This window comes from Faecalibacterium sp. Marseille-Q4137, from assembly GCF_017377535.1.
In the GTDB taxonomy this organism is placed as follows: domain Bacteria; phylum Bacillota; class Clostridia; order Oscillospirales; family Ruminococcaceae; genus Faecalibacterium; species Faecalibacterium duncaniae.
The window spans coordinates 93,960-116,514 of record NZ_JAFREK010000003.1 but is presented as its reverse complement, the minus strand read 5'-3'; the positions used below and the strand labels follow the sequence as shown (position 1 = coordinate 116,514).

Here is a 22,555-nt window from a genome sequence, read left to right as displayed (position 1 = left end):
TCTGATTGTTTTGTAGCCGCCCTTTAAGCGAAAAAATCCTTGTGGTTGACACCTGCGCGGAGCTGCACAGCTTCCGACAGGGGCAGGCCGAGGAAGAACGCAACATCCTTGCCGGTCGCCATAGAAGCAATCAGGCAGCAGTAGTAGTAGTTCAGAGTCTTTTCTGCTGCGCGAATGTCCTCTTCCTCCATGCGGTTCTCCGCCTGACGGACATTCATGCCGGTCATGTTGGCGACACCGGACAGATCAATGGAAGTGTAGGTTTCGCCCTTGTAGGTGTAGGGCTTGCCGAACTTCATGACGTGGCTGTGCTCGTCCTTGTCGTCGCCGTCCTCTGCCGCCGCGCTGCGGAGGGATGCCTGCACGGTCTGGCGCACCTTTTTGCTTGCGCCGATGGGAAGCAACTGGAAGAACTCAATGGGGAGCTTCGTTGCTGCTGCGGCCAGAGCGTCGGTGTATGCGGTGGCAGTTTCGGGGGTAATCATCGCGGCCAGCTCACCCTCGTTGTACAGCTTCTTGATGATAAGCACCGCGTCCTTGATGGTCAGGCCGTCCAGACCGGACAGGTCAATCTCGGTATACTCCTTGTCGTCGAACTTATAGGGACGGGCCAGCTCGATGATTTTCGGGTTCTTCTTGACCTCTGCGGTTTCGGTCTGCTCTGCGGCGGTAGAAATGTTCTTCTCCATGATGAAGTTTCCTTTCTGTCAGATACAAAAAATTGACCGCCCCGGTCTTTCGGGGCGGTCATTCGTTCCTTTGGGATCAGATCAGAGCGGCAACATCCGCCAGCATATCCTCACCCTGCACACGGTAGATACCGTTCAGTTTGTCGATGGCGATAATCTCTTCGCCGTCGTTCTCGATCATGAGGTACGTCAATTCGAGCTTGACCTTTGCTTCCATGCCCTCGCCCGCCTTGATCTTGCCGGGAGTGAACTCCTTGACACGACCGATCTCGACGATGCGCAGGCCCTTGTAGGCATAGCCAAGGCTCTTATCGACCGCCTGCTGCGCCACACGGAAAGTCAGATTGACCTGACGCTTCGGGGACAGCACGTTGACAAAGCTCGAATACACGAGGTTGAAAGAAACCTCCTGCTCGATGCTCTCAAACTGACCGATGTTCGGTGCGCTGATTTTGCCGAGGATGCCAGAGCCGGAAACGTCGATGGTTTCCGAGGTGATCTGCGGCAGGGTAATCTCCGGGGCCGTGCCGATGGCTTTCACGCCGTCAATGTAGACGTTGAAGCTGTTGACAATTTCCGGGGTCAGGTTAGTATCCAGTGCCATAGTTTATCCTCCTTTCGTTTAGCCGCCCAGCGCGTCAGAGATCGCGTTGGGATCGAACTCCACCAGCTCTTCGATGTCCTCCGCCGGGTTGAACGGAGACAGATACTTGTGGAAAGTAATGCAGCCGTTCAGCAGCGAGGTGGTGGGATTCTCGCTTTCGATGTACTGAATCTCATGGCGGGCGCAAATGCCGCGGCTGACAAAGCTGTTTCCGCGCACATTCTCGCTGTCCACCAGAGCCTCGATCAGACGCTTGTTCAGAGGATCATCGACCTTCTGGAAGTAGGTCTGAATGAAAGTATTGTCGTCCCAGTTCATAAAGCGGCGGACACTGAACCAGCGATCCTTGGGGTCGGTGTTGCCGGGGTAGCAGGCCGTATTGTTACCCCACAGACGGAAGCCGTTCATGTTCAGCCACGTTGCCACGCCGAACGAGTTGACGACGTTTGCCTGCTCCTGATCCAGCAGCACTTCCGTGCCGTCTTTCAGGCAGGCGGCGGAGATTGCCAGCGTCTTGTTGGACGGGCTGACATAGGGAATGTTGCCATTGGCTGCATCGGTCGCCACGGTCAGCGCAGCGGCCATAGCGGAACCGGCATAGACCACATCGCCAACCTTGGCGTACAGCCAGACCGGGTAGCAGTTTGCGCTCGTGATGGCCTGCTTCTCTTTCTGCTGCTTCACACCGGTGTACATCTTTGCACCGGTGGTGGAACTGTCCACGTCCACGATGCAGACGGCGCGGAAAACGCCGTTGATGCTGGTGGTCTTGGCCTGCAAGCCAGCGGCAACCGTAGCGTCCTCCGACCAGCCGGGAGCCAGCAGGATGCCGGGAGTCATGTTCAGTGCAGGGTAAATCTGGCGAATTACCTCCATGCCGGTTTCTACGCCCTGTGCGTTCACGCCGCCCACAACGTCGGACGCAGTAACGGCGGTGGGGTCGATCTGCACACCGCTTACGGTCAGGCTGGTCGCGCTTGCTGCCTTGCCGCCGGGGATGATGGCGATGGTCACATAACCGTCATCGTCAAACGCTGCGGTGTAGTCCGTGCCAGCGGTCAGAGCCGTGGATGCGGACTTGACCACCAGCTTGTCCAACAGAATGTCCTTGACGGCAACGGTGGCAACGCCGCTGTTGACCTGCACGGTGGTTTCGGTCATGTTCTTCTTGTGCTTGGCCGGGTCGAGGACGTTGATGTACACGACCGGCGAAACACCCAGAACCTTGAAGCAAGCACCCATACTCTGACAGAGGGTGTACTTCTCGTAGTCGTCATCGTAGCCGAGAGCTGCGGTGGCTTCTTTCAGGCTGGTCGCCAGAATCGGGACGTTGGTGCAGTGATAGGGGTCGCTGGCGCGGTTGATCGGCGCAGTACCGATCACCACCTGCAAACCAGCGGTAGACTGTACCGGCGCAACAACACCGGTCGGCTGCTCAGTGACGTAAACGCCATGCTTATAAACTGCCATGCGTTACTCCCTCCTTTAGTTCAGTGCCGCCTTAACCGCGGCAAAAATAATACCCGCGCCGCTCTTGGGGTTTTCCAGAGTTGCGCGAGTATTTGCGAAGTCGGCGATGGGAACCATCAGGCCCCGTGCCGCCGGGATTTTGTTCAGGAAGTCAGTCACCGCATCCGGCAGCGCGTCGCTATCGCTGTACACGGTAAACTGCTTCACAGTGTTCTTTACGGACGGGCCACAGTACACAACAGGGCCGGTCTTTTCCACCGCTGCGGTATTCTCTGCGGCGGCGGTCTGTTTTCTCTCGCTCATATTAACACCTCAATTTCCGGGTTGTTCTCGCTGCTCATGCTGGGACAGGTTACGTCCATCTGCACGGTAGCAAAGTAGTACGGGCTTGTGTTATCCTGCTGGATCGCACAATCAATGGGGAGCAGCACGTTGAAGTAATCGCCGAAGATGTTGTGGACGCGGAAATGCTGGGCGAGGTCTTGCATGATGTTGTACAAGTCCAGCACCGCCGGGGCTTTCATGTCCCGCGCTCCCTCCGCCTTGTTGCGGCTTGGGGTCTGGTATGTACAGATAATCAGGCTCATGTCCACCAGTTCCGGCTCTTCCATCTTGTCGATGCTCCAACCTGCGGCCTTGACCAGAATAAACGGGGCGGCTGCGGCCACCGTGTCCACATCTTCGTCGTTGCCGAAGTCGGTCGGAAATTCAAAGTCGAAGATGTTGAGCGGCTTATCCTTGCCTTGACCGCTGAATGTCTTGCCATCAAAGAGCTTTTCCAGCTCCTTGTGCAGACACTTCACAGCGTCAACCGGCGTATAATTGCTTTCTCTCACTTTGCTTTCCTCCCGGCCTGCAACAGAATTTTGGACACCTCATGCTGCAACCGCTCCTGCAAGATGATCTCACTGTCCGGCTCCACCTCTTCCCGCCATACCGTGCTGTGCATAGCACTGGCGGACGGGCTGGACATGGTGTAGAGTTTTTCTACGATGCCGTTCCTGTTCCTCCATCTTGTCGATTTCGGGTTTGTCGCCGGACGACCGAGAATCCTCTGCACCATGCCAACGTGTCCACTGTCGAACTTCACCAGAAAGCCCTTACTCGCCTGACCGTAATCGGTCTGTCCGCCGGTCAGCGGGGCCATCGGATTTTTCTTCAAGACACGGGAGGTGTGGAACTCAGGCGACAAAACCCAGCTTGTTCCCATGTGAGGAACAGCCGGGTTTGACTGAAAATCGCCCAGATCGTTTCGGCGGCTGGAAATAAAAATCTCCGCCGTGGGGTTCTGCGTCGTCGCCCTGTTGCGGATTTTCAACGCATTCAGGTGACGGCGACCGGCAGAATTGACGGCGTACCGAAGCCGTGCCTGCCGAACCATCATGTTCTTGGCTCTCGTGGCAGTCTGGTTGACTGCATTCTTCATGGCTCTGGGAGCCTTGTCATGCAGATCGCCGAGCGCACGTTCCACCTCACTGATGTTCGGCACTTGCACGTCATAGATTGCTTTTGCCATTACTGCCGCACCCTCTCCAACGTGACCAAATACAGACCATGTTCTGTCTGGCAGCTCTTCACCGAGTAGGTGATCTTGTCGTACTCCATCGGTTTCCCAATTTTAGGAGCAGGGCCATAATCAGCAACGCGAACAAAAAACTGCTTTTGAGAAATATACAGTCCTTGGTCGAAGTTTTGTTTGGCTCCGGCTTCCCAGTGCGACTTGCGTTCTCTCAGGTCTACCTCATACGGCACAACATCGAACTCTTCTCCGTCGATGGTGTGCTTTTCGACAAACTCTTGAAAGAAAACCTCGTCAATGTCGGCCATTGCCATTTCCAGAAAGTCGGTCATGGTTGCACCCGTTTACTCCGCGGAGGTCTTGCGGGCCTTTCTGCGGGTCGGTTTGTCCGCCGCGGCGGGCTGCGGTTCAGGCTCGTTGCCGTCGGCATCTGCCTGTTCCACGATCTCGCGGGTTTCCTCGTCCGGTTCGCCATAGACTGCAACGCCCTGCTGCACAAGGCGGTCAGCTTCGGCATCATCAAGGCAAACAAATTCCCCCGCCAGAATCAGCTTGGCGGGGGCGTTTGCCTTGGGGCGGTGGCCGTAACCACCGGCGATGATCTGAACGATTTTCATGTAGCTGCTCCTTTCCGGTTTAGCCCACCACGTTTGCGGCGAAGATGTACGGATTCTTGTTCTTGGGAGCGGCCAGAGGGCGACAGCCCAGACGGAGCTTGCGGGTGTCCTTGTCCTGATCCACGACGAACTTCGGCACACGCTTTGCAGCATAGGTCGAGTAGTTCACCTGACCGTAATCCATCTGGGTGATGGAGCCGTACATCATGTGGCCGCAGTTGGGAGCAGTCACCATAGCAGCATCGGCGGGGAAATATTTCTTCGTCAGGCCGTGGTCGTCGGAGTAGGTTTCATCGACGCTGAACACAGTGAGCATGAAGCCGCCGAAGTTCAGAGTACCCATGAGAACAACACCGTCGTACTTGGAAAGCTGCTGGCGAATCTCGCCGGTGATGATACCGCTGTTCTTGTCCAGAAGCCGCTGGGTTTCTGCATCGGTCAGGATGTAGTCAGCAACATCCGAGCCGAGAACCAGATCGACAGCGGGCAGGCCGCGGGAGGACAGCATACGGCACATATTACGCACATCGCTGCGGTAATCGCCGCCGTCCTCGTTCCACTTCTTTGCCACGGTGTACAGGTGATCGCTCTTTGCGCCGTTGAAGAAGCGCACCTGCTTGGTGTCGCCCTGAGTCACATCGTCGATGTACTCCACCATATCGCAGCCGTTGTTAATCATGGTCTGCGCGGCCATCCACTCTTCGCGGCGGGTAATGCGGGCATCCATTTCAGCCATATCATCCACCAGCAGACGGGCGGCTCTCTGCTGCTCGTCCATGCCGGGATAGATCGCTTCGCCAAAGCCGCGCTTGGTCAGCTCGTCCAGAGTCAGCAGACGGGACGGGGCGATGTATGCAGGCTGGATGCTGTTGATCTCATAGCCGCGGCGGGTCATGGGAATGTCGCCAACGCGGGGAGCAACGAACGCCGCCAGTTTGCGGTCGCCGTCGCGGTACTCGGTGATAACCTTGTCAGCCTTGAAAATGTCGCCTGCGCCGGTCGGAAAATAGCGATCCTTGAAGAAGCCGACCGCCGGGACGACCTCTTCAACGGCTGCGGCCAGAATGATGTTGTCGAAGAAATTCAGAAGAATCTCAGCCATTGTGTTTATCCTCCTTTCACATCTCAGTCACGGGCAGGATCGCAATGCCGTTCATGCGCAGCGCGTTCTTGTCCGCTTCGGTCATGGTGTACTCGTCCTTGACCACCAGCTTGTCCGGGTTGAAACAGCCAGCCAGATAAACAGTGGTCGTCGCATCGCCGGTGGCCGGGACGGTCACGTCGTCGGTCAGGATGCAGTCAGCGGTCAGCGTGTCGCCGGAAGCTGCGGTGCTGCCCAGAATGTACAGCTTGCCGTCCTTTGCGCTCTTGGCGAACACAGTACCGCGGGTATAGGTCGCTTCTTTGCTGCCGACGCTGGCGATCTTGCCAGCACCGACGCGCTTGGGCGGGGTCAGGCCCACGATCAGGTTGTCGTATTCGACCTCGCCCAGCTTTTCACTCAGCATCTTAGTTGCCATAGGTCAGTCCTCCTTTTTGGGGTGCAGCAGGTTCTTGAAAGCGGCCCGCTTCTCGGCATCGGTCGGCTTGGTGTTGGTCACGCCAGTACCGCCCACACCGCCAGCGGTTGCACCGCCCACGGCATTTGCGCCGCTGGCCTGTGCGTCGTCCTGCACATCGTCCAGCAGCTTGTGGCCTTTCTTCTTGGCATCCAGAGCGGCGCGGTATGTAAGCTCCTGTGCGGTGCAAGCCTTTGCGCCATACTTGGCTTCTGCCACCAGCTCGGACGGGATGGTGTCTGCGATCTCGTCAATGGCGGCAAGACGGTCACGTTCCTGCTTCTGTGCTTCTGCACGGGCATCGTTCACGATCTCATTGACCAGATCAGGACAGCCCGCCCGAAGCTCTTCTTTGTTCTTGAACTCCATTTCGGTTCCTCCGTTGTCGTTGTCCGGCTCTTCCGCCGGGTTGCTGTTGTCGGTGGTATTTACAAAACCGCCCTCTGCGGCAGGGGCCACCACAGCGCGGTTTCGTACAAATTCAGGGGCATCGTCGAAAGCACCCGGCACGGCAACGCTGTTGATGAACAGCGCACCGTTGCGGTTTTCGACCTGTGCCTTGGTTTGGTTGCCGGTCGTGACTTCATCCACAAAGCCGTGCTCTTTGGCTTCGCTTGCAGACCACCACGACGTAGCATCCATCCACGCCGCCACTTCCTCGACGGTGTGGCCGGTCTTTTTGGCGTACTGGTTCAGCACGTTGGTACGCATCACGGTCAGCGCATCCATAAGCTGCTGCAAGCCCGCCATGTCCACAAACCCGTTCGGATTCACCCGGATGGGATGGATCATGTAGGTTGCATCCTCCGCCGCCTTGACCACCTTGCAATGACTTGCCACGATGGTTGCAGCACTGGCGCAAATGCCCTCGATCTGCGCCGTGACTGTGCCGATCCGGTTTTCCAGCAGCGCACCGATGGCCTGTGCAGCCCAAACGTCACCGCCGCCGCTGCAAATGCGCACCGTCAAATCCTCCGTTGCCGGGATCGTCGCAAGGTCAGCTGCGAACTCTTTCGGGGTTACTTCATCGCCCATCCAGCTCGTTTCGCTGATGTAGCCATAAAGCAGAAGTTCCGCCGTGCCGCCGGTATCGGCTGCATTGCGGAACTCCCAGAACTTCTTGTTATTCGTTTTTGCCGGGGTCGCCGCCGCTCCGTTGAGGAACAGCGGTTTGCTGTTGTGCTTGCACTCCTGCAATGTCGTCCACCTCCCGTTTCAGTGCGGCTTCGGATTTCCGCTGCCGCATATTTGCTTCGTAACTGCCGCCCGTCATTTGGGCGGTTTCCTGCGCCGCCGTAGAGAAACCGCTGTTCACCCGCATCTGGGCTGCTTCGGCTTCGTCCTTGGGGTTGAGGTTGGTTCTCGCGGGGCCGTTCCATGTGCAGCTCATGTAGGCCGCGGCCACAGCCGGGTCAACCAGAAAGCCGGGGGCCTTGATCCTGCCCTTGCACACAGCTTCCCGGAACCATGCTTCGTAGACCGGCTGGCAGAAATAATCTGCAAACCAGTCACGGTGCATCCCGGTTGTGCGCCAGAACTCGTTGAGTGCGCCCCGCGCCGCCGAATAACTGGTGCTGAACTGTTTGTAAAGCACCTCGGACGGGATTTCCAACGCTGCCGCCATCTGCTTTACGATAGCGTTCATGAACGCTTCAAAGCCCGTGGTCGGATGTTTTGGGTCTGCAAACTGTACATCTTCGCCGGGGTTCAGGTCGATAAACGCGCCGGGGGCCAGCTCCACGCTGGTCTTGTCCGGGGCATCCACCTGAACTTCCGGTGGAATCACCTCGCCAAACGGAACCTCGTCGGACTGATCCGTTTTCTTGATGAACACCGTGAACATTGCCGACACCACAGCTGCGGTCAATTCCGCGTCTGTAAAGCGTCCCAGCTGCTTCAAACTTTCCAGCACAGGAGCCAGCAGCGGCACACCGCGTACCTGACCTGCCCGGTCACGCTGCATCAGACATAGGATGTTTTGCCGCCCGGTCTTTGCGCCGTAGGCTTCCACCCGTGTCCAGTGCGATGCAGACAGGCCAGCCGCCACCGTGCTTGCCAGCGGGTGACGGTCACAAATCCAGTACGCAACGACCATGCCCTCGGCATCGGTTTCAACACCTTGCACGATCTTTTCAACATGGCGACCGTTGATCTCGCAGGGCGAAAGCACGTCCATGAAGCTGGGCGAACACAGCCGGTCGGCTTCGATGATCCGCAGCCGCAGGTCATACAGCACACCGGGCGACTTCTTGTTTTGCAGCACCGCCACAGCGTCGCCGTTCAGCAGGAAGCCCGTGAACATGAGCTGTTGGAGCATATAGAAGTTATCGAGCCGGTCTGCATCGCAGGTCGGTTTGTTCGCCCACAGGGAGAACTCCCGTGCGATCTGGGCGTTGATCTTCTGGGCTTCCTCGTCGGAGATACCCAGAAATGCGTTGTCAATCTGCGGTGTCGGGGTCAAGCCGCCGCACACCACGTTGGTGCGCATCGTCTTGATCGCGCCGGTCGCCAGAGGAACGCCCATAAAGGCATCGCGACTTCTTTCCCGCAGGACGCGAAGATTATCCTCGATGTCCTCTTTCGGGCTTCCACCGTGCCACGTCCAGCCCCGCATAGATTTCTTGTGCAGGCTGGCTCCATAGTTGGAGTAGCCGGAATTGATTGCCCGTATTGCTGACTGAGCAGCAGCACGTTTTACCGCCCGCTCCGGGGCAATCGCCGTGAGCAGGCTATCAAACATTCCCATGCCAGCCCTCCTTACAGGTCACGGGGGACAAAATGCCCCATGCGATTCCTGCCGTTCCGCTGACGGGAAAGTTCCGTCACCTTGTTCGACCAGTATTCGATTCGTTTGCCGATCTGCGTCAGGTCGGCTTTGGTCAGCGACCGGTTTCCGATTTGGTAGCTCTGGCCGTGCGATACGCTCTCTTCGGCGGCTACCCAAACGTCCAGCATCCGTTGTGCTGTTTCCAGCGTAATTCCTGCCATTTAGATACCTCCCGAAAGTTGACGACGGCCCCGTGCTTTCTTGACCGGCTGGACAGGCGTTCCGTCTGCATCCGGCTTTTTCAGCACAGGGCGAGAAATGGCAAGAGCCGCGGTCGCGTAATTGCGCAGATCCAACGGCTCGTTTCGTTTGTGCTCTTTATCTTTGATTTCCCAGTATTCTTTCAAGCGGCCCTTTACAAACCGCACCACTTTCTTCTCGGCTGTTAAGCCTTTGAAGTATTCCTCCGTGTACCCCGCTTCCGGGTTCGACGGGAAGTGGCAGTAGTTCGGGCCGGGGGCCTTGACCTCCAACCGCTGGTAGATGGTCGTCTTGCCAGCGTCAACGCCCAGAATGAACAAATCCGCCTTGACGCGGTTGTTCTTGGACGGGTTGCGGATGAACGGGACACCGCTGCCGCCCATGCCTTTGATCGCAAAGATACGGCGGTTGAGCCGTTCCTTGGCGAAGCGGTACACCGCATCGGTGTGGTGTCCGCCGGAGTCGATGCAGGTAGCCAGCAGCGGGTAGGCCGTGCCGTCCGCCTTGCGCCACGTTTGGAGCAGAAAGTTGTCAAGGTCGTCCCACACCTGATCCGACAGCATATCGCCGTAGATTTTTTGGTATCGAACGCCCCAGCTCTCCACGCCCTCGCCCCAGCCGACCACCTCAACTTCAAAGCGGTCGTCCTGCACGTCAACACCGGCAGTAAGATACAGAACATCGTCCGGCACTTCTGCGGCGTAGATTTCGCGGCGGTTGAACAGCTCGGTGTCCTCCAACTGGATTCCACGTTCTTCCCACGTTTCGCCCAGCTCGGTGTTTACCCAAACTTTCATCTGTTCGGGGTTGCCGTGGTCAAGGGCAATCTTGGCTTCTATAAACTTCTGCACGACCTCTTTCCAGCCAACAAAGGTTGAAGCCAACGTGTTCAGGTGGAACCCTCTGGATTCTGCGCCGGGGTTGGCGGCAACGTACTTGCCGTGAACGCCCTGCTCTTTCCACCGGTATTCATTGGCGATGCAGCCACACTCCCGGCAGACGTAGTTCACGCCCTTGTCGAGATCGTCCGGGTCGAACTTGACGTTCTCCCAGAGGAACGGCTGGTATGCCCCGCACTCCGGGCAGGGTACGTTCCATTCCTCTTGCGTAGAAAGCAAGTAGGCATCCTCAATGCGGCTGTCCCCCTTGATGGTGGGAGTGCTGACCATGACGGTCTTGTAGTCCCAAAAGGTCGTCTGGCGTTTCTTCGCCAGATCAAGAGGGTCGCCCTCAGTTCCCGCGCTCTTGGGGTAACGGTCGATCTCGTCCGCCAGCAGCACCTTGATGGGTCGGCTGGCAAGGCTGGACGGACTGTTTGCACCCACAATGGTGATGTGTCCGCCGGGAAAATTTTTCTTCATGACGGTGTTGCCCGCGTACCGGCTCTTGGTATCTACAAGGCCGGTAAGCCGGGGCGTGTCCCGGATCATGGGAGCAATGCGGTCTTTCGAGAGCGTTTGCCCCATATCAAGGGTAGGCTGCATACACATCACCGGGCAGGGTGCATAGTCCATGTAGTAGCCCAACGGGTTGAGGATAAAAGCGTCCGTCTTTCCGATCTGCGCCGCCGACATGACGACGACCGACCGGACATGAGGATCACCAATGGCATCCATGATAGCCCGCTGGTAGGGGGCTTTCTCGGTGTGCCACCGTCCCGGCTCTGCGCTGGACTCAGCGGACAACACCCGGTACTTGTCCGCCCACTGGCTGACGGTCAGCGGTGGGGGCGGGCGGAGCTTGCTCAAAACCTCCGCGAAGAGTTCCACGGTCTGCGGTTCAAGTTTTACGATCCGTTTCTTCTTCACGTTTCGGCTCACCCCTGACGCATTCCGGGAACATACACAGGATAAGCCGCTGATGAATGCGCTTACCCCACGGACAGCCCTTGCACTGGCTTCCGGGCTTATCCGGTTTTTTCTCCGTCTTGTTCATCTTCATCATCCTTTGACCGCTCCAATGCGACCTGATAATTTGAAAACTCTTCCATGATTTCATGGAGGGAGCTTTGCAGTAAGTCCATGATTTTGTCCTCGTCGCCGTCCAGCTTGGCGATGTTCGCCGCCAGCTTGTTCGGCAAGGCAAGCAATCTCGAACGCAGGTTCATGACGATGGTGGTCATGCCGGTCATAATATCCGACTTGCGGTAAAGTTCCCCGTTGCGCACCTTGTTCTCGGTTTCAGCAGCGATTCTCTTTTCCTTTGTCAGCTTTGCCCGTTCCTCGTTGAGATCAGCCTTGCCGCCCTCATCGCCCCGCAGGTAGTTGATGTACCGCCGGACGCTGGAACGCAGATCGTACAGGCCGGGGGCTTTCTCTTCCAGCACACCCTCGTCCCGGAGCTGGCGCACCCGGCGTTCGGACAGGTCAAGATACTGCGCCACTATCTTTGTCGTGTGGAGCTTCTTCTTCATCCTCTTCGTCCCCCTCCGGGTCTATATCCACCTCACCGGTCGCCCGCATCTTTGCAATGTCAAGGCGGGCCAGTTCCAGCGCGTACCGCTTCTCAAATTCTTCTTGCTGGCGAATCTGGGTCGTAAGGGAAATGATTCTGCCGGAAACCTTGTTCAGAGCTTCCCGCAGTTGCGTCACCCGGACAAAGGCACTGTCCTTGTTGACCATCGCCATCTTCTGCACGGCACTGTCCGCCGTCTTGCCCTCGGCATCCGGGCCGGGTTTGCGCATATCGGTGATGGTGGCCGTGAATAGTTCTTCCGGGCTGCACTTCTCGTACTCCGCGATCTTCTCCATGATGTGCCGCTGCTGAATCCGCAGCAGCTTCAACTCATAGGCGTTGTTCGCGCTGGCCCCGGTGGGTATCGCGTCCAGCCATGCCCGTTCCTCTTCGGTCAGCTTGTCAAGGTGGATGGTGCTATACGCGCCGTCTTTCTCGGCGTTGGTGTTGCCGTCCGGCGCACCGCCGCCGTGGTTGCCCTTGGCGTTCTTCTTGCCCCGGCTGTTCTTGTTGCCGGGTTGCCCGCCGCGCTTGCGCTCTATGGCATCCTCCCACTGGTCGATCTTCTTCCAGTTGCGAACCGTGCCATAGGTCACGCCCAGCGTGGCCGCAAACTCTTTGAGGTTGATCTTCTCGCCCGACCGCCGCCGCTTGACGTACTCAGCCTTGGCGGTGTCGCGCTTGTCGTTCCGCTTCGGCATCCTGCATCACTCCTGCACCCCGTTTCTCGAATCCGCGCAAAAGAAAAAGCCCCACGACATAACGCCGTGGAGCTTCGCTTACTTTTCACTGTACCCATTATACCCGGAAAAGTGTATCACAGTGTATCATTTGCAAAATTTTCTCGAAAAAATCCCCCCTAACTTTTTCAGACCCCCCTCCGGGGAAGTGCAAAAAAGCCCCTATACCTAGAAAATTTTCGGGCTTTCGGACCCGTGAACGGAAAGAATTTCCTCCCCAGTACCTTGCCGGTGGCCCGGAAAATGGTAGAATATGGTAGAAAAGGCCGAAAAATTGGACTTTTTCAGTCGTCAAAATAGCCAAAAATCCCGGAAAAATCCCGCCAAAACAGGCCGAAAAGCCGTCAAAATGACGGAAAAAGGGCGGCAAAACACCGGCGGCGGGCATCCTTTAAGGTATCGCGGGGCGGGCGGCGACCGGCGGAAAAATGGCAAAAGAAAAAGCCCCGCCGCGGCGGGCTGTTGAGCGGGCCGGGGCGGGGCTGGTGTCCTATATAACTATGTAGCGGGGCGCGGTGGGGATTCTGTCGTCCTCATCGGGGCGGCGCGGGGTGAAGATCGGCGGCGTGGATCATCGGCGCGGCGGCGTGTCCAGACAGCAGCGGCGGCGGGGTGCGATCTTCCCACCGGCGGCGGGGCCGGTGTGTGATCCACGGAAAAGCCGCCCACGGAAAACGCCGCCACAAAAAACGCCCCACGGAAAAAAGGCAACAAAAAAAGAGGTAGGCGCGGCGGCGGGCCGTGTCTACCTCTTTTTTCGCGTCAATCTTCCGGGGCGGGTGCTGGACTATTCGCCGGGGCTGCTGTCGTCGCCGTCGGGCGGCGTGAATCCATCGCGGGCCATTCTTTCCCGCGTGGCTGTCAAAATGTAGCCCGCCACGCTTTCCCCGCTGTGAGCGGCGGCGGCATTCAAATTCTCTTCAATCTCTTTCGGGATTCTAATTGATTTTGTCGCAAACTTCGACAAATAACGGTCGTTCGTTATTCTTTTCTTGTCTGTGAGCGGCATTTTTGTCACCTCACTTTCTGCCAGTTTCCATTATATCAAATTTTTTCGGAATGCACCATGCAAAAATTGACGGAATGAATCATGCTTTTTTGTGCATTTCGTAAAATTGCATGATTCATGCTTGACAGTGTGCATGATTCATGCTAAGATATAGCCACAGCAAGCGAAACACCGCAAAACAGAAAAGAGGTAAACCGCATGAAACTTTCCGAAAAAATCGCCGCTGTTGAGTCCGGCGAATACGCCGTGACATGGACGACCCCCGCCGGGTCGATCATGAAAGCCGCCGATTATGGCCCGTACTACGTTGTTTATCGCAACGGTGAGCCGATGGGCGCGATTGACAGCCCCGATGATCTGGACACTTTCGCCGCCGCGAACCACTACACCGCATGAACCGCCGGACACCTTGACGGGCCGCACCGCTGAAAGCGACCCGATCCCAACACCCCGCCGGGGTGAATCAAACCAGAAAAGAGGTGAAAAGGATGTACGCCGATTTCTTCAAGCTGCCCGATGATCTCAAGCGGGCAATTTGGGCCGCTCTTCTTGCCGAATGGCAAAAGAAAAAGCCCGCCACCCGGTAAAGGGTGACAGGCTTGCAAGATAGGTTTTCGAGTTCCGATCTTGCAATGATTTTACCAGCTTTCGCCGGTAAAGTCAAGCGGACACTTTCAAGGGCTGCACCGCTACCGCAAAAGCAACCCTATGCCACCGCCCCGCCGGGGTGAATCAAAAAATCAAAAGGAGATCGAGAACATGACCGCATTCGATAAAAAGGTGAATGGGCTTGCAGCCCGCCACCGCTGGAACATTTCGCCCGCTGCTGATTGGCATATCCCCGCTTATTCCATCGTTCCGATGGATCGCAAAGAGCGCGACCGGATCACCGCTATTTTGAGCCGGTGCAAGTCTCTTCATGTTGACGTGATGCAAGTTTTCAGCCCCTACGCATGGACTTGCACCATCTTGATCCGGGATCAAGCCGAATGGGAAGAGCTGCAAAAGCACCAGCGCACCGTCGAAGCAATCCGCAACGCCTTTATAGAAGCGTACCACTTCAACGGCCACGACGACCGCGGCGCGGTGGATGCAGCCCGGCAGAAAGCCGCCGATCTTGACGCGCTGGACATTTTCAGCGAACTTTACAGCATTCCGGCATGAACGCCGGGCCGGATACCTTGACGGGCCGCACCACGAAAAGCGACCCGATCCCACGCCCCGACAATAGCCGGGGAAAAGCACGAAAAGCCACACCACGAAAACGAAAAGGAGAAGCAACCATGAAACGAGTTTTGACCGCCGCCGCACTTGCCGCCGCGCTGCTGTCCAGCGCACCCCGCGCCGCTGCCGCCTGTCCCTACAAAGTCGGCCCTTTGGGGCGGTACATCGCCCCGGCCATTGTGCAAGGCATGACCGCCACCAACGAAAACCAGATTGAAGTCTGGTGCAGCGACGCGCTGGACGGCGACGACTGGTATTTTCTGGTGGACAACGAAACCGAATTGCGGATCAATGACCGGGTGAATCTGCTGATCGACGCTCACGAAACCCCGGACGACTTCACAGACGACACCGTGGAAGATTGCTTTTTCTGCCACGATTGCGACGAAGCCGAAGATTGAACCCCGCTGGATACCTTGACGGGCCGCACCACGAAAAGCGACCCGATCCCATTCCCCCGGCGCACTGCCGGGACGATCCACAAAACGAAACACGAAAGGAAGTATTTACCATGACGAATAAACAGATCATCCGCGCCGCCGCTGAACGTCTCGACCCGGCCACGCTGCACCAGATCGCCGCCGCGCACCACACCCCGGAAGAGATCGCCGCCGTTGCTGCATCTTGCAAGATCGTTGACAAGGACGGCAACGAACAGCCCGCCACCATCGCGGACGTTGAGATCATGTTTGCAGCGGACGAGTTGCACACGTTCGACCATTGGAAGAAAGAGGGCAAGAGCGTCAAGAAAGGCGAAAAGGCGTTGACTGAGTGCTATTTGTGGAAGTACACCACGAAGCCCAGCAAAGAGCAGCGCGAAAAGGCCGCGGCAGAGGGCAAGGAAGCCGCACCCGATCCGCATTACTACCCCACGAAGTCCCATCTTTTCAGTTGCTTACAGGTTGAAAGCAGCAAGCCCGCCCCGCAAGCCCGGTTCAAGTCCACGGCGGAGATTATCGCTTACAACAAGCAGCTTGCCGCCGAACGCAAGGCCGCGAAAGCCGCAAAGGAAGCCGCCGAAAAAGCAGCAGCCGAAACCGTCCGCCCCGCGCCGATCATCGTTGAAGAGCACCACGAACTTCCCGAACTGGTTCACGTCGAACCGCTTCCCACGAAACCGGCCCCGAAGAAGCCCCGCACCACGAAGAAGCCCGCCGCCGACGTTGCCGAACTCAAAAAGGCAGAACGCAAGGCAATGCACGAATTTATGGCCGTTCCCGAAACCGACCGCGCCGGACAAGCTGCCACGCTGGAAGCATGGCGCAAGGCGACCGCCACCCGGAAAGCTGCCGAAAAAGCAGCAGACGAAGCCCCCGCCGTCACCGTGGACATGAAGAAGCTGCAAGCCGCTTTCACGAAACACTATTCCCGCCTGTACCACACCCACGACGACCACGAAAGCGGCGAATACCTTGACGCGGTGGATCGGTTCGACGAACTGAGCGGCAACGATCCCCAGTTTACCGCCACTGTCCAGAAGTTTAACGAATACACCAGCGATCTAATCAGCAGCGACCGCGAAGCCGCCGCGTTTGTGATGGCCCTTGATGAACTGGAAAAGGACACGATCCCCGAAATGGTTCCCAGCGTCCAACAGCTCGACTTTGCAAGCATCGCCGCCGGTGTGCTGGCATGACCCCAGCGCGGACACCTTGACGGGCCGCACCGTAAAGCGACCCGATCCCACACCCCGCCGGGGTGAATCACGAAAACGAAAAGGAGATTGCACCATGACCGCCAACGAAGAGAAGAACGAACTTGTTGTTGTGGATGTTTCCAACGTCCATATCTACGCTTTCACCGTGTCCGGCTGGCCCACGCCCCGCACCGCCGAAGAGGTGCTGAACGCCGCCCGGAAGAGCAACGCCGAAAGCATCCAGCGGATCACCCAGATTCTTGAATCCGGCGACTACGAAAGCGACCGGGAATATTGGGAAAGCCGCCTTGCACAAGAAAAAGCCCGCTCTTATGCCGTCATGACCTACGGCGAATGGCTGGACTTTGAGCGGAAAAAGCTGCTCACCCCGGAAATGGTCGAGATCACGAAACAGGACTATGAGGACGCGCTGAACGTGTTGCCGCCGCGCAACTGGCACACCCGGAACAACATCGAAGAGTTTTGCAGCCGGGAAATGTACAGCGGCACTTATACCACACAATACGCTTTCCAGCGGGTAACAGGCCGCTATTTTGTGAAGATGGTTGATTGCGCTGATTCTTCCACATGGTTGAGCACGATTTTAGCCCAGCAGTGAAACGGATACCTTGACGGGCCGCACCGCAAAAGCGACCCGATCCCACACCCCGCCGGGGTGAATCCAACACGAAAAGGAGAACGAACCATGACGACCCCGAACGATAGCCGGGACTTTTACCCCACCCCGGACAATCTCGCGTGGGAAATGGCTTACAGTCTGCAAAGCACAAAATACGGCTGGAAGCACCTACCGCAGCCCATCCTTGAACCCTCTGCCGGTGACGGCGCACTGGCCCGCCAGATTCACGCCGTCGCAGATATTCGGCACGATCCCAAAACGGGAAAGATTGACCGTTACGACGAAAGCAAGGCAAAAGAGTTTGATTTGGATTGCATCGAGCTTTCCAGCGACTTCCGCGCCAAATTGAAGAAAGACGGTTTCCGCGTGGTGCATGACGACTTCTTGACGTTCCGCCCCGCGAAGAAATACGCGGCGATCATCATGAACCCGCCTTTTTCCGCCGGTGCTGCTCACTTGCTCAAGGCTTTAGAGATCATGAAAGACGGCGGCAAAATCCGCTGTCTGCTTAACGCCGAAACGATCCGCAATCCCTACACGAACGAGCGGAAAGAGCTGGCGCAGAAGCTAAACGAACTCAACGCCCAGATCAAATACATCCCGGACGCTTTCAAGAACGCCCGCCGCGCCGCCCGCGTTGAAGTGGCGTTGATCTCCGTTGACATTCCCGACAAGGAGCCAGTAAGCAAAATCCGGCTGGAACTCAACAACGAAATGACCGACCACATGAAAGCCGATCCGCAGCTTGCCGCGCTGGTGTCTGCTGATCCCATCGCCGCCGCGGTGGAACGGTACAACGCCGCCGCCGAGGGCATCCGCCGCATCTACGAAGAGTACAACGGAATCAAGAGCCTGTTTTCCTCTGCCACCGCAGACGACAAGGAAACCGAAGTGCTGAACTTCAACAAGAGCTATAACGAAGCGATCCGCAGCTTGCGCGGCCTGTACTGGCAAAAGCTCTTTGACCTGCCGCAAATCCGGGACAACTTAACCAGAGCGATGCAGGACGAATATCACAACCGCGTTTCTGAACTGGTTGACTACGATTTCAGCCCTTACAACATCCTCACGATCCGGGAAGAAATGTCCGCCAACATCGTGCAGGGCATCGAAAGCGAGATCGTGGAGCTGTTCAACGACTGGACGAATTTGCACTACAATTCCGAATACTCGAAGAACGTCCACTACTACAACGGCTGGTGTACAAACGAAGCGTACAAAGTCGGCAAGAAAGTGATTTTCCGGTGTCAAGCGTTCAGTGATTGGTCTGGGCGGTTTGAACCCAGTTGGAACGCGGAAAGCTGCCTGTCACGAATTGAACGCACCTTGCACTATCTGGACACGAACGGCAAGAAGTACAACGGTGATGATCTCCGGGCCACGCTGAAAGCTGCCGGGGAAGCCGGACAGAGCCAGAACGTGCAGTTCCGCTACTTCACCGCCACTTTCTACAAAAAAGGCACTTGCCACATCACATTCACGAATGACGACGTTTTGAAGTCGTTCAACCTGTTCGCCAGCCAGAAAAAGGGATGGTTGCCGCCGTCCTACGGCAAGAAAGCCTATCACGACATGAGCAAGGCAGAGCAGAAGATCGTGGACAGCTACGAGGGCGAAGCGAGTTACACAGACACCCTTGCACGGCATCTGATCCCCACGAAAGCCACGCTTTTACAGCTCAACGCATAAAACGGATACTCTAGCCGGGTTGCACCGTAAAGCAGCCCAGCCCCAGCCGCAAGGCTACCACGAAACGAAAAGGAGATACAAACCATGCGTGAATACGATCCGAACCATCGGTATCAGGTTATCACCTGCGCTTCTGCCGATTTCACCGATGAAGATATGAGTTTTCGCACCGTTGCCGAAGCCCGCACACGAATTTCCTATCTGGTCAAAGAATATGCCACAGACGGGCGCAATCTGGACGGAGCCGCGATTTTCGACCGCAAAACGAACTGCTGCACCCATCTTTTCGGGTGTGCGAATCTGTCCGCGTTCTCTGTCGATGTTGCCGCACGTTCCACGCCCCGCAGATACCCCGATATGCCTGCGGCCAGCACGATTTACTACTTCATCTACTGCAAAGGCCCCGGAGATCAGCATTTCACCCTCTGCGACCCGCTGGGCGGCAGGCGCGGCATGAACAAGGTTTTTGCGCCCCGGTTCACGAAAGATCAGGCAGACAAGGTTGTTGTGCGAATGACCGAACGAAACCCCGGCTTTACTTTTCAGCGGCGACCGGCCCGCTGAATCTTCGCTCCCGGTTCCCCGCCGGGGCTTTTTGTGTTATACTTTCATCAACGAAGTTTAACTTTTTCAGCACGAAAAGTTGAACTCAAATCGCAAAATGCGTAAAAAGGAGGTCTTTTTGTGAACGAAGCCCAGTTTTTCGCACCTTGGCGCGTCGTTGCCGAATTTTCCGACGATTCCCGCCTTACCTTTGACGGATTCACCGAAGAACAGGCCCGCGCCGCGATGGAAGCCGCCACGGAAGAGCACGGCGACATTGCGTGGTGGGACCATGTGACCGATGTGAACTACACCGACGGCCAGTATTACAAGACGCTCCACCAGCCGCCCACGGTTCATGTGGTGGATTTCTCCGGCTATGACGGCCCGCTGGATGAAAACGGTTTTCCGGTCGGTCTGCCGAACGAGATCAGCGAATACATGAAACAGCAGGGTGAGCCGCCCACCGTTCCGAAGATCATCTTCAAGAAGAACGAACCGAAAGGGGACAACGAAACATGACCAGCGAAACCAACGAATTTGTCCGCCAGCTCTTGAACCAGATGCAGGAAGAAATGACCAAAGAATACTTCAAGCAGGAAAGCACGACTTCCACCGAACGGTTAAAGGTGCTGGAAGCGGATGCAAAAATGCGGCTCTGCACCGTTCATCACCTTGCGCCGGAGAACGTCGATGTTTCCGCCAACGAAACTAGCCCCGACACATACACATTCACCGTCACCGAACGAATCCCGGTCAGCACGTTCACGATTCCCACGAATTGAACACGAATTTCTTCCATCCCCTGCGGGCATCCCGCCGGGGATTTTCTTTTCTCGTTTTGTTGCTTTTATTCGCGTTTTGCGCTATCATTGAAGTGGAGATTTTGCGCCAGCCGGGAACGCCCCGGCCACACGCAAAAAAGAGCATAACGAGGTGAAAATATGTGTCGTAATGTTACCCCCCCCCCCCGACGATTTTAAGGCTCCCGAATGGGTGAACCACATTCCCACCGTTTCGGACGGTCCGCTGCTCAAAAGCTACCTTGCCGCCCTCAAAGCCGACATGACACCGACCTGCATTGACGGTCAGACCGGCTATTTCAGCAGCAGACACGGCAACTACGTTGTCACGCTGGACGTGCCGAACGGCTGTGTTTGCGGTAGCCACACCCGGCCTTGCAAGCACCAGTACCGCCTTGCAATGGAGCTTGGCCTTATGCCCGGTGATTTCATCCACGATCCCAGCAAAATCAAGTACAAGCTGGACGGCGTAGATTTTGAAACCGCTGTTGACCGCATCGAGCAGCTTCCCGCCGCGGCTCAAAAAGAGCTGTTCGGCATCCTGTCCAACCTGTTCAACGGCAAGGTGTACAGCGGCACTCTTTCGGTGGACTCCGCCCGCGCTTTGGTTGACGGCAATGTGCTTTTGTGGATTGACGATCCCGCCGGGTATCGGCTCTGCACCGATCTGGATAAAAGTTCTTTCATGCTAGACAAGTATCTGCGCCGGAAGTTCGATTTTGACGTATACTTTGACCCCTATAACCGCGGCACATTTTCTGTTCCGCACGGCTGCACCGCCGTCTATGACGAGGATGATCCCGGCCACCCTTACACCGTGACCGCACCGGATCGCACCGAACAGGACAGAAAGATCAACTCCATGCTCCAAAAGCATCACTGTGACCCGCTGGACGGCTTCACAGTGCGTTTTGGCGAGTGAGAATATAAACTAACGCCCTCGACGGAATTACCCGCCGGGGGCGTTCTATTTTGGCGTATTCGCAAGTTTGTTTTTCTGAGCGGTTCGGAGGATTTGCGGAAGCGGTTCATTGCACACGCGCATAGAACTTTACCAACTTGCCTTTATAGACAGGTTTCCGGGCTGTTCCCTTGCCCGCGGTCTGGGCTGTTGTTTCTGTCGATTCTGATAGATTTTCTATCACTTTCCCGGCATACCCAGCAGACCGGCTCTTTTAATCGCGCGCGTCATACGCGCGGGAGAGGATTTCTTCGATCATGGGAATTTCATCGAACATCCCACCCAGAACGACCAGAGCCGCGTCTTTCCACCTCTGCGCGGTGATCTTCTTTTTCCCGATGGAAATAGCAATGCTTTCCCACGTTTTTTGTAACGACCGGTCGGCGTAGACATACCGCCCTTTCAGGATTGTTTTGTAATCATCGTTCAGCCTGTCTAATTTCTGCCGGATTTCCTGTAAATCCGACTTCAATACGACCCGCCGGACGATCAGCTCATTTTCCCGGTTCTGGTATGCTTCGTTGTCGGCCAGCTTGACGGCAAGGGACGCGGTGCTGTCGCCGGGAGTGCTGCCGTGCGGCATCCCGTCCATCGCAAGGCCCTTGATCGGGCTGTATCGGTCTTGCAGCTCTGCCAGCTCCATGTTGACACTATCAAGCTGCTTCTCGATCTTGCCATAGTAGAGCAAAATCTGTTCGGTGTCCTTTTTCTGCATCCGCGTTTATCCTCCTGCCTGTCAGCTCTCAGATTTCTTTCCCGAAGATCGGCTTCGTTCCGGGTTCTTCGTCTATCGCCGCTTCAATGCCCGTTGCCTGTTCATAGCACTGGGCCATTTTGTAGTAGGCCACATACTCGCCGTCTTTCGACCATTCAAGGAACTGCCGGAAGTTGCCCTGTATCTCTTTCAGGGCGGTGTCGATCTCTTCCGGGGTGTAGCCCAGACCGTCCATGACCTCGACAAAGAAACGGGTCACAAGATCACCCGCGCCGCGGCGTTCGTAGAGCTGCACTCTCTCCCACTCCTTGCGCGGCCACTTCTCGACCGGCAGGGTGAAGTCCTCTTTCATCTTGGGGGCCGTGCGCTTGCGCAGATTTTCCCGTGCTTTCGGTGTGCCGTACACGTTGGTTTCCAGCGTGTATACCTCACTCCGCCGGATAAGCTCTGCCTGCCAGCGTTCCACCCCGTTCCGGTCAAGGTCGAAAAGGTTTTGTGCGGCGATGATGGCGCAGTACGTCACCACCTGCCCCACAGCGGCCCGGTTGAGCTTCATGTTCTTCACGGTGTCGCCCTTTGCGACCACGCAGCGGTTGACAGCCTTTTCGTACATCATCTTCCGCACTTCTCTGGGCGGCATAGATTTTCCCATACT

Annotated in this window: 30 protein-coding genes; 12 read left to right on the top strand and 18 right to left on the bottom strand. The window is 56.7% G+C overall.

Features of this window, described 5'->3' with window-relative positions; genetic code table 11:
* Positions 1–23: 23 nt before the first annotated feature.
* From J3353_RS02455 to terS, 16 genes are all read right to left on the bottom strand, one after another.
* Positions 24–689 carry a phage tail assembly protein gene (locus tag J3353_RS02455; RefSeq protein WP_207684054.1) on the bottom strand — a complete coding sequence of 222 codons (666 nt, stop codon included), beginning with the start codon at positions 687–689 and terminating at the stop codon, positions 24–26.
* Positions 690–765: 76 nt separating this feature from the next.
* Positions 766–1,293 carry a phage major tail tube protein gene (locus J3353_RS02450; RefSeq protein ID WP_120020091.1) on the bottom strand — a complete coding sequence of 176 codons (528 nt, stop codon included), beginning with the start codon at positions 1,291–1,293 and terminating at the stop codon, positions 766–768.
* Between the two features lie 18 nt (positions 1,294–1,311).
* Complete coding sequence (locus tag J3353_RS02445; RefSeq protein ID WP_207684053.1) at positions 1,312–2,763, bottom strand: phage tail sheath family protein; 1,452 nt, start codon at positions 2,761–2,763, stop codon at positions 1,312–1,314.
* A gap of 15 nt (positions 2,764–2,778) precedes the next feature.
* Positions 2,779–3,066: a hypothetical protein gene (locus J3353_RS02440; RefSeq protein ID WP_207684052.1), complete on the bottom strand. Its 288-nt coding sequence runs from the start codon at positions 3,064–3,066 to the stop codon at positions 2,779–2,781.
* Complete coding sequence (locus tag J3353_RS02435) at positions 3,063–3,599, bottom strand: hypothetical protein (protein ID WP_156074348.1); 537 nt, start codon at positions 3,597–3,599, stop codon at positions 3,063–3,065. Before J3353_RS02435 ends, J3353_RS02440 begins: the two co-directional genes overlap by 4 nt.
* Positions 3,596–4,279, bottom strand: a complete 684-nt coding sequence (locus J3353_RS02430) for a hypothetical protein (RefSeq protein WP_207684051.1) — start codon at positions 4,277–4,279, stop codon at positions 3,596–3,598. The genes J3353_RS02435 and J3353_RS02430 overlap by 4 nt, the downstream gene beginning before the upstream one ends.
* Positions 4,279–4,614, bottom strand: a complete 336-nt coding sequence (locus tag J3353_RS02425; protein WP_207684050.1) for a hypothetical protein — start codon at positions 4,612–4,614, stop codon at positions 4,279–4,281. Before J3353_RS02425 ends, J3353_RS02430 begins: the two co-directional genes overlap by 1 nt.
* 12 nt (positions 4,615–4,626) lie before the next feature.
* On the bottom strand, positions 4,627–4,899 hold the full coding sequence (locus tag J3353_RS02420; RefSeq protein WP_207684049.1) for a hypothetical protein: 273 nt from the start codon (positions 4,897–4,899) through the stop codon (positions 4,627–4,629).
* A gap of 19 nt (positions 4,900–4,918) precedes the next feature.
* Entirely contained in the window at positions 4,919–6,001 is a 1,083-nt protein-coding gene (locus J3353_RS02415) for a major capsid protein (protein WP_156074340.1), read from the bottom strand.
* 16 nt (positions 6,002–6,017) lie between these two features.
* Entirely contained in the window at positions 6,018–6,419 is a 402-nt protein-coding gene (locus tag J3353_RS02410; protein ID WP_156074338.1) for a head decoration protein, read from the bottom strand.
* 3 nt (positions 6,420–6,422) lie between these two features.
* Entirely contained in the window at positions 6,423–7,655 is a 1,233-nt protein-coding gene (locus tag J3353_RS02405) for an ATP-dependent Clp protease proteolytic subunit (RefSeq protein WP_156074336.1), read from the bottom strand.
* Positions 7,582–9,204, bottom strand: coding sequence for a phage portal protein (locus J3353_RS02400; RefSeq protein ID WP_207684048.1), 1,623 nt, complete (start codon positions 9,202–9,204; stop codon positions 7,582–7,584). Before J3353_RS02400 ends, J3353_RS02405 begins: the two co-directional genes overlap by 74 nt.
* Before the next feature lie 11 nt (positions 9,205–9,215).
* Positions 9,216–9,446: a DUF6148 family protein gene (locus tag J3353_RS02395; protein WP_120020080.1), complete on the bottom strand. Its 231-nt coding sequence runs from the start codon at positions 9,444–9,446 to the stop codon at positions 9,216–9,218.
* Positions 9,447–11,294, bottom strand: a complete 1,848-nt coding sequence (locus J3353_RS02390; protein ID WP_370569147.1) for a phage terminase large subunit family protein — start codon at positions 11,292–11,294, stop codon at positions 9,447–9,449.
* Positions 11,295–11,392: 98 nt separating this feature from the next.
* Complete coding sequence (locus tag J3353_RS02385) at positions 11,393–11,899, bottom strand: hypothetical protein (RefSeq protein WP_207684046.1); 507 nt, start codon at positions 11,897–11,899, stop codon at positions 11,393–11,395.
* Positions 11,853–12,641, bottom strand: coding sequence for a phage terminase small subunit (gene terS / locus J3353_RS02380; protein WP_207684045.1), 789 nt, complete (start codon positions 12,639–12,641; stop codon positions 11,853–11,855). Before terS ends, J3353_RS02385 begins: the two co-directional genes overlap by 47 nt.
* A 292-nt stretch (positions 12,642–12,933) precedes the next feature.
* On the opposite strand from terS, the gene J3353_RS02375 reads away from it, so the two are divergent.
* From J3353_RS02375 to J3353_RS02320, 12 genes are all read left to right on the top strand, one after another.
* Entirely contained in the window at positions 12,934–13,146 is a 213-nt protein-coding gene (locus J3353_RS02375; RefSeq protein ID WP_207684044.1) for a hypothetical protein, read from the top strand.
* 100 nt (positions 13,147–13,246) lie between these two features.
* Entirely contained in the window at positions 13,247–13,552 is a 306-nt protein-coding gene (locus J3353_RS02370) for a hypothetical protein (RefSeq protein WP_207684043.1), read from the top strand.
* A gap of 335 nt (positions 13,553–13,887) precedes the next feature.
* Positions 13,888–14,085 carry a hypothetical protein gene (locus J3353_RS02365; RefSeq protein WP_207684042.1) on the top strand — a complete coding sequence of 66 codons (198 nt, stop codon included), beginning with the start codon at positions 13,888–13,890 and terminating at the stop codon, positions 14,083–14,085.
* Positions 14,086–14,448: 363 nt separating this feature from the next.
* On the top strand, positions 14,449–14,853 hold the full coding sequence (locus tag J3353_RS02360; protein WP_207684041.1) for a hypothetical protein: 405 nt from the start codon (positions 14,449–14,451) through the stop codon (positions 14,851–14,853).
* 119 nt (positions 14,854–14,972) lie between these two features.
* Positions 14,973–15,314: a hypothetical protein gene (locus tag J3353_RS02355; protein ID WP_207684040.1), complete on the top strand. Its 342-nt coding sequence runs from the start codon at positions 14,973–14,975 to the stop codon at positions 15,312–15,314.
* Between the two features lie 110 nt (positions 15,315–15,424).
* On the top strand, positions 15,425–16,549 hold the full coding sequence (locus tag J3353_RS02350) for an ArdC-like ssDNA-binding domain-containing protein (RefSeq protein ID WP_207684039.1): 1,125 nt from the start codon (positions 15,425–15,427) through the stop codon (positions 16,547–16,549).
* 94 nt (positions 16,550–16,643) lie between these two features.
* Positions 16,644–17,168 (top strand): hypothetical protein, encoded by a 525-nt coding sequence (locus tag J3353_RS02345; protein WP_207684038.1) that lies wholly within the window; start codon positions 16,644–16,646, stop codon positions 17,166–17,168.
* 87 nt (positions 17,169–17,255) lie between these two features.
* Complete coding sequence (locus J3353_RS02340; RefSeq protein ID WP_207684037.1) at positions 17,256–18,878, top strand: DUF4942 domain-containing protein; 1,623 nt, start codon at positions 17,256–17,258, stop codon at positions 18,876–18,878.
* Between the two features lie 84 nt (positions 18,879–18,962).
* The gene (locus tag J3353_RS02335; RefSeq protein WP_207684036.1) at positions 18,963–19,442 is read left to right on the top strand and encodes a hypothetical protein; all 480 of its coding nucleotides are present in this window, start codon (positions 18,963–18,965) and stop codon (positions 19,440–19,442) included.
* A gap of 120 nt (positions 19,443–19,562) precedes the next feature.
* A complete protein-coding gene (locus J3353_RS02330; RefSeq protein ID WP_242700821.1) occupies positions 19,563–19,943 on the top strand; it encodes a hypothetical protein in 381 nt (126 codons plus the stop codon).
* Positions 19,940–20,206 (top strand): hypothetical protein, encoded by a 267-nt coding sequence (locus J3353_RS02325; protein WP_207684035.1) that lies wholly within the window; start codon positions 19,940–19,942, stop codon positions 20,204–20,206. Before J3353_RS02330 ends, J3353_RS02325 begins: the two co-directional genes overlap by 4 nt.
* 169 nt (positions 20,207–20,375) lie before the next feature.
* On the top strand, positions 20,376–21,146 hold the full coding sequence (locus J3353_RS02320) for a hypothetical protein (RefSeq protein ID WP_207684034.1): 771 nt from the start codon (positions 20,376–20,378) through the stop codon (positions 21,144–21,146).
* 253 nt (positions 21,147–21,399) lie between these two features.
* Here J3353_RS02320 and J3353_RS02315 read toward each other — a convergent pair whose 3' ends face one another.
* Positions 21,400–21,900 carry a hypothetical protein gene (locus J3353_RS02315; RefSeq protein WP_156074323.1) on the bottom strand — a complete coding sequence of 167 codons (501 nt, stop codon included), beginning with the start codon at positions 21,898–21,900 and terminating at the stop codon, positions 21,400–21,402.
* 28 nt (positions 21,901–21,928) lie between these two features.
* Positions 21,929–22,552, bottom strand: coding sequence for a hypothetical protein (locus J3353_RS02310; protein WP_242700820.1), 624 nt, complete (start codon positions 22,550–22,552; stop codon positions 21,929–21,931).
* Positions 22,553–22,555 lie beyond the last annotated feature (3 nt).

Bases quoted from the DNA above. Each gene is read 5' to 3' on its own strand.
- J3353_RS02455 (WP_207684054.1), bottom strand. From the start codon at position 689: ATGGAGAAGAACATTTCTACCGCCGCAGAGCAGACCGAAACCGCAGAG.
- J3353_RS02450 (WP_120020091.1), bottom strand. From the start codon at position 1,293: ATGGCACTGGATACTAACCTGACCCCGGAAATTGTCAACAGCTTCAAC.
- J3353_RS02445 (WP_207684053.1), bottom strand. From the start codon at position 2,763: ATGGCAGTTTATAAGCATGGCGTTTACGTCACTGAGCAGCCGACCGGT.
- J3353_RS02440 (WP_207684052.1), bottom strand. From the start codon at position 3,066: ATGAGCGAGAGAAAACAGACCGCCGCCGCAGAGAATACCGCAGCGGTG.
- J3353_RS02430 (WP_207684051.1), bottom strand. From the start codon at position 4,279: ATGGCAAAAGCAATCTATGACGTGCAAGTGCCGAACATCAGTGAGGTG.
- J3353_RS02425 (WP_207684050.1), bottom strand. From the start codon at position 4,614: ATGACCGACTTTCTGGAAATGGCAATGGCCGACATTGACGAGGTTTTC.
- J3353_RS02420 (WP_207684049.1), bottom strand. From the start codon at position 4,899: ATGAAAATCGTTCAGATCATCGCCGGTGGTTACGGCCACCGCCCCAAG.
- J3353_RS02415 (WP_156074340.1), bottom strand. From the start codon at position 6,001: ATGGCTGAGATTCTTCTGAATTTCTTCGACAACATCATTCTGGCCGCA.
- J3353_RS02410 (WP_156074338.1), bottom strand. From the start codon at position 6,419: ATGGCAACTAAGATGCTGAGTGAAAAGCTGGGCGAGGTCGAATACGAC.
- J3353_RS02400 (WP_207684048.1), bottom strand. From the start codon at position 9,204: ATGGGAATGTTTGATAGCCTGCTCACGGCGATTGCCCCGGAGCGGGCG.
- J3353_RS02395 (WP_120020080.1), bottom strand. From the start codon at position 9,446: ATGGCAGGAATTACGCTGGAAACAGCACAACGGATGCTGGACGTTTGG.
- J3353_RS02385 (WP_207684046.1), bottom strand. From the start codon at position 11,899: ATGAAGAAGAAGCTCCACACGACAAAGATAGTGGCGCAGTATCTTGAC.
- terS (WP_207684045.1), bottom strand. From the start codon at position 12,641: ATGCCGAAGCGGAACGACAAGCGCGACACCGCCAAGGCTGAGTACGTC.
- J3353_RS02375 (WP_207684044.1), top strand. From the start codon at position 12,934: ATGGTAGAAAAGGCCGAAAAATTGGACTTTTTCAGTCGTCAAAATAGC.
- J3353_RS02365 (WP_207684042.1), top strand. From the start codon at position 13,888: ATGAAACTTTCCGAAAAAATCGCCGCTGTTGAGTCCGGCGAATACGCC.
- J3353_RS02360 (WP_207684041.1), top strand. From the start codon at position 14,449: ATGACCGCATTCGATAAAAAGGTGAATGGGCTTGCAGCCCGCCACCGC.
- J3353_RS02355 (WP_207684040.1), top strand. From the start codon at position 14,973: ATGAAACGAGTTTTGACCGCCGCCGCACTTGCCGCCGCGCTGCTGTCC.
- J3353_RS02350 (WP_207684039.1), top strand. From the start codon at position 15,425: ATGACGAATAAACAGATCATCCGCGCCGCCGCTGAACGTCTCGACCCG.
- J3353_RS02345 (WP_207684038.1), top strand. From the start codon at position 16,644: ATGACCGCCAACGAAGAGAAGAACGAACTTGTTGTTGTGGATGTTTCC.
- J3353_RS02340 (WP_207684037.1), top strand. From the start codon at position 17,256: ATGACGACCCCGAACGATAGCCGGGACTTTTACCCCACCCCGGACAAT.
- J3353_RS02335 (WP_207684036.1), top strand. From the start codon at position 18,963: ATGCGTGAATACGATCCGAACCATCGGTATCAGGTTATCACCTGCGCT.
- J3353_RS02325 (WP_207684035.1), top strand. From the start codon at position 19,940: ATGACCAGCGAAACCAACGAATTTGTCCGCCAGCTCTTGAACCAGATG.
- J3353_RS02320 (WP_207684034.1), top strand. From the start codon at position 20,376: ATGTTACCCCCCCCCCCCGACGATTTTAAGGCTCCCGAATGGGTGAAC.
- J3353_RS02315 (WP_156074323.1), bottom strand. From the start codon at position 21,900: ATGCAGAAAAAGGACACCGAACAGATTTTGCTCTACTATGGCAAGATC.
- J3353_RS02310 (WP_242700820.1), bottom strand. From the start codon at position 22,552: ATGGGAAAATCTATGCCGCCCAGAGAAGTGCGGAAGATGATGTACGAA.